The 14,149-nt window shown below is 55.5% G+C and carries 11 protein-coding genes and 1 tRNA gene; 11 read left to right on the top strand and 1 reads right to left on the bottom strand.

All coding sequences use genetic code 11. From position 1 onward, the window contains the following. Positions 1-9: 9 nt before the first annotated feature. Entirely contained in the window at positions 10-1,356 is a 1,347-nt protein-coding gene (argG, locus tag EV102420_RS06395) for an argininosuccinate synthase (RefSeq protein ID WP_042390140.1), read from the bottom strand. A 353-nt stretch (positions 1,357-1,709) separates the two neighbouring features. Between argG and EV102420_RS06400 the strand changes: the two genes are divergently transcribed. The 11 genes from EV102420_RS06400 to EV102420_RS06445 all read left to right on the top strand — a co-directional run bounded on the left by EV102420_RS06400 (position 1,710) and on the right by EV102420_RS06445 (position 14,049). Next, positions 1,710-1,786 (top strand) — tRNA-Met (locus EV102420_RS06400). 208 nt (positions 1,787-1,994) lie between these two features. After that, positions 1,995-2,447 carry a ribosome maturation factor RimP gene (gene rimP, locus EV102420_RS06405; RefSeq protein WP_042390143.1) on the top strand — a complete coding sequence of 151 codons (453 nt, stop codon included), beginning with the start codon at positions 1,995-1,997 and terminating at the stop codon, positions 2,445-2,447. 28 nt (positions 2,448-2,475) lie between these two features. Further along, a complete protein-coding gene (gene nusA, locus EV102420_RS06410; protein ID WP_042390144.1) occupies positions 2,476-3,963 on the top strand; it encodes a transcription termination factor NusA in 1,488 nt (495 codons plus the stop codon). Positions 3,964-3,987: 24 nt separating this feature from the next. After that, entirely contained in the window at positions 3,988-6,702 is a 2,715-nt protein-coding gene (infB, locus tag EV102420_RS06415; RefSeq protein ID WP_042390146.1) for a translation initiation factor IF-2, read from the top strand. Positions 6,703-6,784: 82 nt separating this feature from the next. Beyond that, positions 6,785-7,186 (top strand): 30S ribosome-binding factor RbfA, encoded by a 402-nt coding sequence (gene rbfA, locus EV102420_RS06420; protein ID WP_042390148.1) that lies wholly within the window; start codon positions 6,785-6,787, stop codon positions 7,184-7,186. Next, positions 7,186-8,133: a tRNA pseudouridine(55) synthase TruB gene (gene truB, locus EV102420_RS06425; RefSeq protein ID WP_042390149.1), complete on the top strand. Its 948-nt coding sequence runs from the start codon at positions 7,186-7,188 to the stop codon at positions 8,131-8,133. The genes rbfA and truB overlap by 1 nt, the downstream gene beginning before the upstream one ends. A gap of 152 nt (positions 8,134-8,285) precedes the next feature. After that, a complete protein-coding gene (gene rpsO, locus EV102420_RS06430) occupies positions 8,286-8,555 on the top strand; it encodes a 30S ribosomal protein S15 (RefSeq protein ID WP_004385056.1) in 270 nt (89 codons plus the stop codon). Positions 8,556-8,798: 243 nt separating this feature from the next. Continuing rightward, complete coding sequence (gene pnp / locus EV102420_RS06435) at positions 8,799-10,934, top strand: polyribonucleotide nucleotidyltransferase (RefSeq protein WP_042390163.1); 2,136 nt, start codon at positions 8,799-8,801, stop codon at positions 10,932-10,934. A 112-nt stretch (positions 10,935-11,046) separates the two neighbouring features. Then, positions 11,047-11,931 (top strand): lipoprotein NlpI, encoded by an 885-nt coding sequence (gene nlpI / locus EV102420_RS06440; protein ID WP_042390165.1) that lies wholly within the window; start codon positions 11,047-11,049, stop codon positions 11,929-11,931. Positions 11,932-12,041: 110 nt separating this feature from the next. Beyond that, positions 12,042-12,122, top strand: a complete 81-nt coding sequence (yrbN, locus tag EV102420_RS22280; protein WP_131406004.1) for a protein YrbN — start codon at positions 12,042-12,044, stop codon at positions 12,120-12,122. Beyond that, complete coding sequence (locus tag EV102420_RS06445) at positions 12,115-14,049, top strand: DEAD/DEAH family ATP-dependent RNA helicase (RefSeq protein WP_042390167.1); 1,935 nt, start codon at positions 12,115-12,117, stop codon at positions 14,047-14,049. Before yrbN ends, EV102420_RS06445 begins: the two co-directional genes overlap by 8 nt. Positions 14,050-14,149 lie beyond the last annotated feature (100 nt).

A 14,149-nucleotide genomic window follows, 5' to 3' on the forward strand; every position in this document is an offset into this window, starting at 1 on the left:
AATGTGATATTACTGCTTATCGCTGTGCTCAAGGCTATCCATCTGCGGCAGGCCGGTGCTGGCCGAAGAGGAGATCAGGCCCGTCTCAGCGTAGTTGAACAGCTTCTCGCGGGTATCGGTGATATCCAGGTTACGCATGGTCAGCTGGCCGATACGATCGTCCGGTGAGAAGACCGAGTCGCCTTTCTCCATGGTCAGACGCTCTGCCTTGTAGGTCAGGTTGTCAGAGACCGTATTCAGAATGGAGTAGTCGTTACCACGACGCAGCTCCAGGGTCACCTCACCGGTAATGGCGCTCGCCACCCAGCGCTGCAGCGCATCACGCAGCATCAGCGCCTGCGGATCGAACCAGCGGCCCTGATAGAGCAGCTTGCCGAGCTGGCGACCGTGGGAGTGGTACTGCTCAATAGTATCTTCGTTGTGAATACCGGTCAGCAGACGCTCGTAGGCGATGTGCAGCAGGGCCATCCCCGGGGCTTCGTAGATGCCACGGCTTTTCGCTTCGATAATACGGTTCTCAATCTGATCGCTCATGCCCAGACCGTGACGGCCGCCGATGCGGTTGGCTTCCAGCATCAGTTCAACGTCATCCGCGAAGGTTTTGCCGTTCAGCGCCACCGGGTAACCGCGCTCGAAGCGGATGGTCACCTCTTCCGCCGGGATCTTCACGCTCTCGTCCCAGAACTTGACGCCCATGATCGGGTTAACGATCTTGACGCTGGAGTTGAGGAACTCCAGGTCCTTGGCTTCGTGAGTCGCACCCAGCATGTTGGAGTCGGTGGAGTAGGCTTTCTCAACTGACATTTTATAGTCAAAGCCGCAGGCGATCATAAATTCAGACATCTCCTGACGGCCGCCCAGCTCGTCGATAAAGTCGGTATCGAGCCACGGCTTATAGATCTTCAGCTCGGCGTTGGTCAGCAGGCCGTAGCGGTAGAAGCGTTCGATATCGTTGCCTTTATAGGTGCTGCCGTCGCCCCAGATGTTTACGCCATCTTCTTTCATAGCGGCAACCAGCATAGTACCGGTGACGGCACGGCCCAGCGGCGTGGTGTTGAAATAGGTGAGCCCGCCGGTGGTATTATGAAACGCACCGCACTGAATAGCGGCAATGCCTTCGGCAACCAGCTGCTTACGGCAGTCGATCAGGCGCGCATTTTCCGCCCCATACTCTTTTGCACGGCGTGGAATAGCCTCATAGTCATCCTCATCTGGCTGACCCAGATTCGCCGTGTAGGCATAAGGAACCGCGCCCTTTTGGCGCATCCACAGCAGGGCTGCGCTGGTGTCGAGGCCGCCGGAGAAAGCGATGCCAATACGTTGTCCAACCGGAAGATGCTTGAGAATCGTCGTCATAAAATAAATCCCTGCTAACTATACCTATGGTGAGAGACTTAACAGCCACGCCATGATGATAGGCTAAACATTACCGCTAAAAGCGCTTAGGCACCCATCAGTAATGCATGATTATGCAAAATAAGTGAGTTTTCATTTAATCATCTTTTCGCGGCGACCGAAAGCATTGCGTGGCAAAATCATTAAAAAAAATCACGGGATAATCGCGGTGCAGAGAGATGGGGCGCGTTTTTTAGTTGCAATGAATAAAATCAATTGATTATAATGTCTGTCTAATCAGTCGTTCCCGGTGTTTACACCTGTCTTAACTTGCATTTAATGCAATATCGGCGTAGTATTTGCCACGATTCAGGCGCGGGGTGGAGCAGCCTGGTAGCTCGTCGGGCTCATAACCCGAAGGTCGTCGGTTCAAATCCGGCCCCCGCAACCACTTTCCCTTAGTGTTCTTTTTCAAATATACTATGAAGACCTTGAGCCTTCGGCGTCACATTTGAAAAAAAGCAGTTGCGAAAGGTTCTCCAGGCCGTTGTCACGGCTATAGGGTTCAGTTATCTAAAGCCTCGATTTATCGGGGTTTTTTGTTATCTGACTACAGAATAACTGGGCTTACGCCCTTTTTTTATGTCTTGGGGGTGGGTTTGTCCACATTAGAGCAAAAATTAACAGAGATGATTACCGCACCGGTCGAAGCGCTGGGCTACGAATTGGTAGGTATTGAATTTATCCGTGGTCGCACATCTACGCTGCGCATCTATATTGATAGTGAAGATGGCATCAATGTTGATGATTGTGCTGATGTCAGCCATCAGGTTAGCGCCGTGATGGATGTGGAAGATCCCATTACCGTCGCTTATAACCTGGAAGTCTCCTCACCTGGTCTTGATCGTCCGTTGTTCACAGCCGAACACTACACGCGTTATTTGGGCGAAGAGGTTACGCTGGTACTGCGTATGGCGGTTCAGAATCGTCGCAAATGGCAGGGCATTATCAAAGGTGTCGATGGCGAGATGATCACCGTTACGGTCGAAGGTAAAGATGAAGTGTTCGCGCTGAGCAACATTCAGAAAGCGAACCTGGTCCCCCACTTTTAACAGTCTGGATTGAGGTGAAAGGCCCCCAATGAATAAAGAAATTTTGGCTGTTGTTGAAGCTGTTTCCAATGAGAAAGCGCTGCCGCGCGAGAAAATTTTTGAAGCGCTGGAAAGTGCGCTGGCTACAGCAACAAAGAAAAAATATGAGCAAGAGATCGATGTCCGTGTGGAGATCGATCGTAAAAGCGGTGACTTTGATACCTTCCGCCGCTGGGTAGTGGTTGAAGAAGTCACCATGCCGACGCGTGAAATCACGCTGGAAGCCGCACGCTACGAAGATGAGAGCCTGAACCCAGGTGACTACGTAGAAGATCAGATTGAGTCTGTGACCTTTGACCGTATCACGACGCAGACGGCGAAGCAGGTTATCGTACAGAAGGTACGTGAAGCCGAGCGCGCGCTAGTTGTCGATCAGTTCCGTGAGCACGAAGGTGAGATCATCACCGGCGTGGTGAAGAAAGTGAACCGCGACAACATCACTCTGGATCTGGGCAGCAATGCTGAAGCCGTGATCCTGCGTGAAGATATGCTGCCGCGTGAAAACTTCCGTCCGGGCGACCGTATTCGCGGTGTGCTCTACGCAGTGCGTCCTGAAGCGCGCGGTGCGCAGCTGTTCGTGACCCGTTCCAAACCGGAAATGCTGATCGAACTGTTCCGCATTGAAGTGCCAGAGATCGGTGAAGAAGTTATCGAGATCAAAGCGGCGGCCCGCGATCCGGGTTCCCGTGCGAAAATCGCGGTGAAAACCAACGATAAGCGTATCGATCCGGTCGGTGCTTGCGTCGGTATGCGCGGTGCGCGCGTTCAGGCAGTCTCTACCGAGCTGGGCGGCGAGCGTATCGATATCGTCCTGTGGGATGATAACCCGGCGCAGTTCGTGATCAACGCGATGGCACCGGCAGACGTGGCCTCTATCGTAGTAGATGAAGACAAGCACACCATGGATATCGCTGTTGAAGCCGGTAACCTGGCGCAGGCGATTGGCCGTAACGGCCAGAACGTCCGTCTGGCATCACAGCTGAGCGGCTGGGAGCTCAACGTCATGACCGTTGACGACCTCCAGTCCAAGCATCAGGCGGAAGCCCATGCGGCGATTGATACCTTCACCAAACACCTTGGCATTGACGAAGAGTTTGCCACCGTGCTGGTTGAAGAAGGGTTCTCAACCCTGGAAGAGCTGGCCTATGTGCCAATGAAAGAGCTGCTGGAAATTGAGGGTCTGGACGAAGAGACCGTTGAGGCCCTGCGCGAACGCGCGAAAAATGCCCTGACGACCCTGGCCCTGGCGCAGGAAGAGAGCCTTGGTAATAACAAACCGGCTGACGACCTGCTTAACCTTGAAGGCCTCGATCGCGAGCTGGCGTTTAAACTGGCTGCTCGTGGTGTTTGTACGCTGGAAGACCTCGCTGACCAGGGCATTGATGACCTAAGCGATATCGAAGGGTTAACCGACGAGAAAGCGGGTGAGCTCATCATGGCCGCACGTAATATTTGCTGGTTCGGCGACGAAGCGTAATAAACTGTAGCAGGAAGGAACAGCATGACAGATGTAACCGTAAAAGCGCTGGCCGCTGAGATTCAGACCTCCGTGGACCGCCTGGTACAGCAATTTGCTGATGCAGGGATCCCGAAGGCGGCTGAAGACTCAGTCACAGCACAAGAGAAACAGACGCTGCTGGCGCACCTGAACCGTGAACACGGTTCGGCGCCGGACAAGCTGACGCTGCAGCGCAAAACGCGCAGCACGCTGAATATCCCTGGCACCGGCGGGAAGAGTAAATCGGTGCAGATCGAAGTCCGTAAAAAGCGCACCTTTGTAAAACGCGATCCGCAAGAGGCTGAACGTCTCGCCGCGGAAGAAGAGGCGAAGCGCGAAGCGGAAGAGAAGGCGAAGCGTGAAGCAGAGGAAGCTGTGAAGCGTGAAGCCGAGGACAAAGCCAAGCGTGACGCACAAGAGAAAGCGAAGCGTGAAGCCGAAGAAAAAGCGAAACGCGACACCGCTGATACGGCGAAGCGCGACGCTGCGGAAACGAGCAAAGTGAGCAATCAACCATCTGACGAAATGACCAAAGCTGCCCAGGCTGAAAAAGCACGTCGTGAAGCCGAAGCACAAGAGCTGAAGCGTAAAGCGGAAGAAGAAGCGCGTCGTAAGCTTGAAGAAGAAGCGCGTCGCGTAGCAGAAGAAGCACGCCGTATGGCGGAAGAAAACGAGAGGAACGGGGTTATCGAACCTGCAGAAACCGAAGACACCAGCGATTATCACGTAACGACCTCGCAGCATGCTCGCCAGGCTGAAGACGAAAACGATCGCGAAGTAGAAGGCGGCCGTAGCCGCACCCGTACCGCTGCGAAAGCTGCCCGTCCTCAGAAGAAGGGCAATAAGCACGCTGAATCCAAAGCTGACCGCGAAGAAGCGCGTGCAGCGGGCCGCGGTGGTAAAGGTGGCAAGCGTAAAGGTTCCTCTTTACAGCAGGGCTTCCAGAAGCCAGCCCAGGCCGTTAACCGTGACGTTGTGATCGGCGAAACCATCACCGTGGGCGAGCTGGCAAACAAGATGGCCGTCAAAGGCTCTCAGGTCATCAAAGCGATGATGAAGCTGGGCGCAATGGCCACCATCAACCAAGTCATCGACCAGGAAACCGCACAGCTGGTTGCCGAAGAGATGGGCCACAAAGTTATCCTGCGTCGTGAAAACGAGCTGGAAGAAGCGGTAATGAGCGACCGTGACACGGGCGCAGCGGCTGAGCCGCGTGCACCGGTTGTGACCATCATGGGTCACGTTGACCACGGTAAAACCTCCCTGCTGGACTACATTCGTTCAACGAAAGTGGCCTCCGGCGAAGCGGGCGGCATTACCCAGCACATCGGTGCATACCACGTTGAAACTGACAACGGTATGATCACCTTCCTGGATACCCCAGGTCACGCCGCGTTTACCTCTATGCGTGCTCGTGGTGCGCAGGCAACGGATATCGTTGTTCTGGTTGTTGCAGCAGATGACGGCGTGATGCCGCAGACCATCGAAGCTATCCAGCACGCGAAAGCGGCGCAGGTTCCGCTGGTGGTTGCGGTAAACAAAATCGATAAGCCAGAAGCTGACATGGACCGCGTTAAGAACGAACTCTCCCAGTACGGCGTTATGCCGGAAGAGTGGGGCGGCGAATCTCAGTTCATTCCTGTGTCGGCGAAAGCGGGTACCGGTATTGATGACCTGCTGAACGCCATCCTGCTGCAGGCTGAAGTTCTTGAGCTGAAAGCGGTACGTAAAGGCATGGCGAGCGGTGCAGTGATCGAATCCTTCCTGGATAAAGGTCGTGGTCCGGTTGCTACCGTGCTGGTTCGTGAAGGTACCCTGAATAAGGGCGACATCGTTCTGTGTGGCTTCGAATATGGCCGCGTGCGTGCGATGCGTAACGAACTGGGCCAGGAAGTGCTGGAAGCGGGTCCGTCTATTCCGGTTGAGATCCTCGGCCTCTCCGGCGTGCCGGCTGCGGGTGACGAAGTGACCGTGGTTCGTGACGAGAAGAAAGCGCGTGAAGTTGCGCTGTACCGTCAGGGCAAATTCCGTGAAGTTAAACTGGCGCGCCAGCAGAAATCCAAACTCGAGAACATGTTTGCTAACATGACCGAGGGCGAAGTTCACGAAGTGAACGTTGTGCTGAAAGCTGACGTACAGGGCTCTGTGGAAGCGATCTCCGACTCCTTGCTGAAACTGTCTACTGACGAAGTTAAAGTGAAGATCATCGGTTCTGGCGTAGGTGGTATCACCGAAACCGACGCGACCCTGGCTGCGGCGTCCAACGCCATCCTGGTTGGCTTCAACGTCCGTGCTGACGCCTCCGCGCGTAAAGTTATCGACGCTGAGAGCCTGGATCTGCGTTACTACTCCGTCATCTATCATCTGATCGACGAAGTGAAAGCAGCGATGAGCGGCATGCTGTCGCCTGAGCTGAAACAGCAGATCATTGGTCTGGCTGAAGTACGTGACGTGTTCAAATCACCGAAATTCGGCGCTATCGCAGGCTGTATGGTTACCGAAGGCACGATTAAACGTCACAACCCAATCCGCGTTCTGCGTGACAACGTGGTTATCTACGAAGGCGAGCTGGAGTCCCTGCGCCGCTTCAAAGATGACGTTAACGAAGTCCGTAACGGTATGGAATGTGGTATCGGCGTGAAGAACTACAACGACGTTCGCGTTGGCGATATGATCGAAGTGTTCGAGATCATCGAGATCAAACGTAGCATCGAGTGATTGTAGGCCGGGATCGCCTCGCGTCACCCGGCAATCATATTAAAAGGGGCTAATGGCCCCTTTTTTGTCTGGAGAATTTATTATGGCGAAAGAATTTGGTCGCCCGCAGCGCGTGGCCCAGGAGATGCAGAAAGAGATTGCAATGATCCTGCAGCGCGAAATCAAAGATCCGCGTCTGGGCATGATGACCACCGTTTCCGGTGTCGAAATGTCCCGCGATCTGGCCTATGCCAAAGTGTTTGTTACCTTCCTGAACGACAAAGATGAAGACGCCGTGAAAGCGGGCCTCAAAGCGTTGCAGGAAGCATCTGGCTTTATCCGCTCGCTGCTTGGCAAAGCCATGCGCCTGCGTATCGTGCCGGAGCTGACCTTCTTCTACGACAACTCGCTGGTCGAGGGGATGCGCATGTCTAACCTGGTGACCAACGTGGTGCGACAGGACGATGAGCGTCGCGTCAACCCGGACGACAGCAAGGAGGACTGATGAGTCGTCCTCGTCGTCGCGGTCGCGACGTGCACGGCGTGCTGCTGCTGGATAAGCCCCAGGGGATGTCCAGCAACGCCGTGCTGCAAAAAGTAAAGCGCCTCTATAACGCCAACCGTGCCGGGCACACCGGCGCGCTGGATCCGCTGGCGACCGGCATGCTGCCGATCTGCCTGGGCGAGGCGACAAAGTTTTCCCAGTACCTGCTGGACTCCGATAAACGCTACCGGGTGGTTGCTCGCCTCGGCCAGCGCACCGATACCTCTGATGCGGACGGTGAGATTGTTGAAGAGCGTCCGGTGACCTTTAGTGCGGAACAGCTTGCTGACGCGCTGGAAAGTTTTCGTGGCGACACGATGCAGGTCCCGTCGATGTACTCGGCGCTGAAGTACCAGGGCAAAAAGCTCTATGAGTACGCGCGTCAGGGCATTGAGGTGCCGCGTGAAGCCCGGCCCATTACCGTCTACGAGCTGCTGTTTATTCGCCACGAAGGCAACGAGTTGGAGCTGGAAGTACACTGCTCGAAAGGCACCTATATCCGAACTATCATTGACGATCTCGGTGAGAAGCTGGGCTGCGGCGCGCACGTGACCTTCCTGCGTCGCCTGGCCGTCAGCACCTATCCGGTGGATCGCATGGTGACCCTGGAGCAGCTGCACGCGCTGATCGAACAGGCTGAACAGCAAGAAAGACCTGCAGCGCAGCTGCTGGATCCGCTGCTGATGCCGATGGATAGCCCGGCTGCGGACTTCCCGCTGGTCAATCTGCCGCTGACCTCGTCGGTCTACTTCAAGAACGGTAATCCGGTACGAACCACGGGCGCGCCGCTGAACGGGCTAGTGCGCGTGACGGAAGGTGACGAAGGCAAGTTTATCGGCATGGGCGAGATTGACGATGAGGGCCGCGTTGCCCCGCGTCGACTTGTCGTAGAGTATCCGGCGGCATAAGCTTATGCAGCTACCTTGCGATAACAGGGTACTGCGAGTAGAATATTGCGGCTTAACGTCGCGTTAGCTGTGTAACAGCGAACGGGCGTTACATCTGGGATCGCTGAATTAGAGATCGGCATCCTTTCATTTTTTTAATTCTGGAGTTCAAAATGTCTCTAAGCGTTGAAGCTAAAGCAAAAATCGTTTCCGAGTTCGGTCGTGGCGAAAATGACAGCGGTTCTACCGAAGTACAGGTTGCCCTGCTGACTGCTCAGATCAACCACCTGCAGGGTCACTTTGCAGAGCACAAAAAAGATCACCACAGCCGTCGTGGTCTGCTGCGTATGGTTTCTCAGCGTCGTAAACTGCTCGACTACCTGAAACGTAAAGATGTTGCACGCTACACTGCGCTGATCGAGCGTCTGGGTCTGCGTCGCTAAGTCTGGCGAGTTTCAGAGAAAGGGGCCTTGATGGCCCCTTTTTTCAACCAGACGGCAGCAATTCACTCTAAACTATTGTATTGTTGCTTTGAATGATCTTCGTTGCAGAGGTTCGCGCGGCTAATGAGAGACTTCACCCAGGGGGGTGTTGGTTGTCATTAGTCGCGAGGATGCACTGAGGATCGGGTTTAACGTCAGCACGCCGCAAGGTGTGCTGTCAAACATTTAAGAAAGGGTAAAATTTTGCTTAATCCGATCATTCGTAAATTCCAGTACGGTCAGCATACCGTAACCCTGGAAACCGGCATGATGGCCCGTCAGGCGACGGCTGCCGTTATGGTAAGCATGGACGACACCGCGGTCTTCGTTACCGTTGTAGGCCAGAAAAAGGCCAAGCCGGGTCAGGACTTCTTCCCGTTGACCGTTAACTACCAGGAGCGTACCTACGCTGCCGGTAAAATCCCGGGTGGCTTCTTCCGTCGTGAAGGCCGTCCAAGCGAAGGCGAAACCCTGATCGCGCGTCTGATTGACCGCCCGGTTCGCCCGCTGTTCCCGGAAGGCTTCGTTAACGAAGTGCAGGTTATCGCTACCGTCGTTTCCGTTAACCCGCAGGTTAACCCAGACATCGTGGCGATGATTGGCGCCTCCGCAGCCCTCTCCCTCTCCGGTATTCCGTTCAACGGCCCAATCGGCTCGGCGCGTGTGGGTTACATCAACGACCAGTACGTTCTGAACCCGACTCAGGACGAGCTGAAAGAGAGCAAGTTGGACCTGGTGGTTGCCGGTACCGAAGCCGCCGTGCTGATGGTTGAATCCGAAGCGGAACTGCTGAGCGAAGACCAGATGCTGGGCGCCGTGGTATTTGGCCACGAGCAGCAGCAGATCGTCATCCAGAACATCAACGACCTGGTGAAAGAAGCCGGTAAACCGCGTTGGGACTGGCAGCCGGAAGTGGTTGACGCAGCGCTGAACGCACGCGTTGCTGCCCTGGCAGAATCCCGTCTGAGCGATGCTTACCGCATCACCGACAAGCAGGAACGTTACACTCAGGTTGACGCGATCAAATCTGAAACTATCGCTACCCTGGTTGCTGAAGACGAGTCTCTGGACGCTAACGAGCTGGGCGACATTCTGCACGCCATCGAGAAAAACGTGGTGCGTAGCCGCGTGCTGGCAGGCGAGCCGCGTATCGACGGTCGTGAAAAAGATATGATCCGTGGTCTGGACGTGCGTACTGGCGTGCTGCCGCGTACTCACGGCTCCGCGCTGTTCACCCGTGGCGAAACGCAGGCGCTGGTTACCGCGACCCTGGGTACCGCACGTGACGCGCAGAACATCGACGAGCTGATGGGCGATCGTACCGACAGCTTCCTGTTCCACTATAACTTCCCTCCGTACTCCGTTGGTGAAACCGGTATGGTGGGCTCGCCGAAGCGTCGTGAAATTGGTCACGGTCGTCTGGCGAAGCGCGGCGTGCTGGCAGTGATGCCAGACACCGAGAAATTCCCGTACACCGTACGTGTGGTTTCTGAAATCACCGAATCCAACGGCTCCTCCTCCATGGCTTCCGTGTGTGGCGCGTCGCTGGCACTGATGGACGCGGGTGTGCCGATCAAAGCCGCCGTGGCAGGTATCGCAATGGGTCTGGTGAAAGAGGGCGACAACTTTGTTGTGCTGTCCGACATCCTGGGCGACGAAGATCACCTGGGTGATATGGACTTCAAAGTCGCGGGCTCCCGCGAAGGTATCTCTGCCCTGCAGATGGATATCAAAATTGAAGGCATCACCAAAGAGATCATGCACGCTGCGCTGAACCAGGCGAAAGGTGCACGTCTGCATATTCTGGGTGTGATGGAGCAGGCGATCAACGCGCCGCGCGGCGACATCTCTCAGTTTGCACCGCGTATCCACACCATCAAGATCAGCCCGGACAAGATCAAAGACGTTATCGGTAAAGGCGGCTCTGTTATCCGTGCCCTGACCGAAGAGACCGGCACCACCATCGAAATCGAAGATGACGGTACCGTGAAGATCGCTGCGACCGACGGTGAGAAAGCGAAATATGCTATCCGTCGTATCGAAGAGATCACCGCTGAGATCGAAGTTGGCCGTATCTACAATGGTAAAGTGACCCGTATCGTTGACTTTGGCGCGTTTGTTGCCATCGGTGGCGGTAAAGAGGGTCTGGTTCACATCTCTCAGATCGCTGACAAGCGCGTTGAGAAAGTGACCGACTACCTGCAGATGGGTCAGGAAGTGCCGGTAAAAGTTCTGGAAGTTGACCGCCAGGGCCGTGTCCGTCTGAGCATCAAAGAAGCAACCGAGCAGTCTCCGTCCACTGACGCGCCGCAGGCGCCGGCAGCAGACCAGGGCGAGTAACGTTGCGATGAGCTCCTCGCCGCTGGCGGGGGGCTTTTACAACCGGGCAGGATGCCATGATTGCAGCCGGGGGACAGGACGTTCAACCTTTTGTTGTCTTCGGGAGTAGGAAATGAAGCCTTTTTTGCGCTGGTGTTTCGTTGCGACAGCTCTAACGCTGGCAGGATGCAGCAACTCTGCCTGGCGTAAGAACGAAGTCCTCGCAGTGCCATTGCAACCGACTTTGCAGCAGGAAGTGATTCTGGCACGTATGGAACAAATTCTTGCCAGTCGGGCTTTAACCGATGATGAACGCGCACAGCTTTTATATGAGCGCGGAGTGTTGTATGATAGTCTCGGTCTGAGGGCACTAGCGCGAAATGATTTTTCACAAGCGCTGGCAATCCGACCCGATATGCCTGAGGTATTCAACTACCTTGGCATTTACTTAACGCAGGCAGGCAATTTTGATGCTGCCTATGAAGCGTTTGATTCTGTACTTGAGCTTGATCCAACTTACAACTACGCGCACTTGAATCGCGGTATCGCTCTCTACTACGGCGGTCGTGACAAGTTAGCGCAAGATGATCTGCTAGCGTTTTATCAAGACGATCCCAACGATCCTTTCCGCAGTCTGTGGCTTTATCTCGCCGAGCAGAAGCTCGATGAGAAGCAGGCGAAAGAAGCACTGGAACAGCGCTTCGAGAAATCGGACAAGGAGCAATGGGGATGGAACATTGTCGAGTTCTACCTGGGCAACATTGACGAAAAAACGTTAATGGAGCGCCTGAAGGCGGACGCAACGGATAACACCTCGCTCGCTGAGCATCTCAGTGAAACCAACTTCTATTTAGGTAAGTACTACCTAAGTCTGGGGGAAAAGGACAGCGCTACGGCACTGTTCAAATTAGCGGTTGCTAACAACGTACACAACTATGTTGAGCACCGTTATGCATTGTTGGAATTATCGCTCTTGGGCCAGGAGCAAGACGACCTGGCAGAATCGGACCAGCAATAGCTGACGACATAAACATCAGCCCACAATCTTTTTTTGATTGCCATCATCTTCACGGGTGAGGGCGTTGTTGTTCGTCAATACACCTACTTTGAGCCGGTTCACACTTTTCAATGAAAATTGCAGATCAATTTCATGATGAGTTATGTAGACTGGCCGCCAATGACATTGAGGCACTCGTACTACATGGCTGAATTCGAAACCACTTTTTCCGATCTTGGGCTGAAACCTTCTATTATTGAGGCGCTTAACGATCTCGGTTACGAAAAACCTTCTCCGATCCAGGCTGAGTGCATTCCGCACCTGCTCTCTGGTCGTGACGTGCTGGGTATGGCCCAGACCGGCAGCGGTAAAACCGCAGCGTTCTCGCTGCCGCTGCTGAACAACATCGATCCGGACCTGCGCGCGCCGCAGATCCTTGTGCTCGCTCCAACCCGTGAACTGGCCGTTCAGGTTGCTGAAGCGATGACTGACTTCTCTAAACATATGCACGGCGTAAACGTGGTTGCCCTTTACGGCGGCCAGCGTTATGACGTGCAGCTGCGCGCCCTGCGCCAGGGCCCACAGATTGTTGTGGGCACGCCGGGCCGTCTGCTCGATCACTTAAAACGTGGCACGCTGAACCTCTCCGGCCTGAAAGGCCTGGTGCTGGACGAAGCGGACGAAATGCTGCGTATGGGCTTCATCGAAGACGTTGAAACCATCATGGCGCAGATCCCGGCCGATCATCAGACCGCGCTCTTCTCCGCCACCATGCCGGAAGCGATCCGTCGCATCACCCGCCGCTTTATGAACGAGCCGCAGGAAGTGCGCATCCAGTCCAGCGTCACCACTCGCCCGGACATCAGCCAGAGCTACTGGTCTGTCTACGGCATGCGTAAAAACGAAGCGCTGGTGCGTTTCCTGGAAGCGGAAGATTTTGACGCGGCGATTATCTTCGTCCGTACCAAAAACGCGACCCTGGAAGTGGCTGAAGCGCTGGAGCGTAGCGGCTATAACAGCGCCGCGCTGAACGGTGACATGAACCAGGCGCTGCGTGAGCAGACCCTGGAGCGTCTGAAAGATGGTCGTCTGGACATCCTGATCGCCACCGACGTTGCGGCCCGTGGCCTCGACGTTGAGCGTATCAGCCTGGTTGTTAACTACGACATCCCGATGGACTCCGAGTCTTACGTTCACCGTATCGGCCGTACCGGTCGTGCGGGTCGTGCAGGCCGTGCGCTGCTGTTCGTTGAGAACCGCGAGCGTCGTCTGCTGCGTAACATCGAACGCACCATGAAGCTGACCATTCCAGAAGCCGATCTGCCGAACGCAGAGCTGCTGGGCAAACGCCGTCTGGAAAAATTCGCCGCGAAAGTTCAGCAGCAGCTGGAGAGCAGCGATCTGGATCAGTACCGTGCCCTGCTGGCGCAGATCAAGCCGACAGCGGAAGGTGAAGAGCTGGATATCGAAACGCTGGCCGCAGCACTGCTGAAAATGGCTCAGGGCGAACGCGCGCTGATCGTACCGCCAGATGCACCGATGCGTCCGAAGCGTGAGTTCCGTGACCGTGACGAGCGTGCTCCGCGTGCCGACCGTAACGATCGTGGCCCGCGTGGCGACCGTCCGGAGCGTGGTGGTGAAGACCGTCCGCGTCGCGAACGTCGTGACGCTGGCGATATGCAGCTGTACCGCATTGAAGTGGGCCGTGATGACGGCGTTGAAGTGCGTCACATCGTTGGCGCTATCGCTAACGAAGGCGACATCAGCAGCCGTTACATCGGTAACATCAAGCTGTTCGCTTCTCACTCCACCATCGAGCTGCCGAAAGGCATGCCGGGTGAAGTTCTGCAGCACTTCACCCGCACGCGTATTCTGAACAAGCCGATGAATATGCAGCTGCTGGGCGATGCACAGCCGCACGAACGTGGTGAGCGCCGTGGCGGCGGTGACCGTCCGGCTGGCGAACGTCGTAGCTTCGGCGGCGGCGAGCGTCGTGAAGGCGGCCGTGGCCCGCGTCGCGAAGGTTCTGCGCCAGCTGGTGCAGGTGCAGGCCGCTTCAGCGGTGAGCGCCGTGAAAGCCGCGGCCCGCGCCGTGATGACGCTTCCACGCCGCGCCGTCGTTTCAACAACGACGCGTAAGCGAGTAAGCACAGAAACGTTACTGTAAAGTAAGCGTTCCAGCCCCGATCTCAACAATCGGGGCTTTTTTTATCGGTAATGTACTCATGTACTGGTACAA

The sequence above is a fragment of the Pseudescherichia vulneris NBRC 102420 genome (assembly GCF_000759795.1).
Taxonomy (GTDB): domain Bacteria; phylum Pseudomonadota; class Gammaproteobacteria; order Enterobacterales; family Enterobacteriaceae; genus Pseudescherichia; species Pseudescherichia vulneris.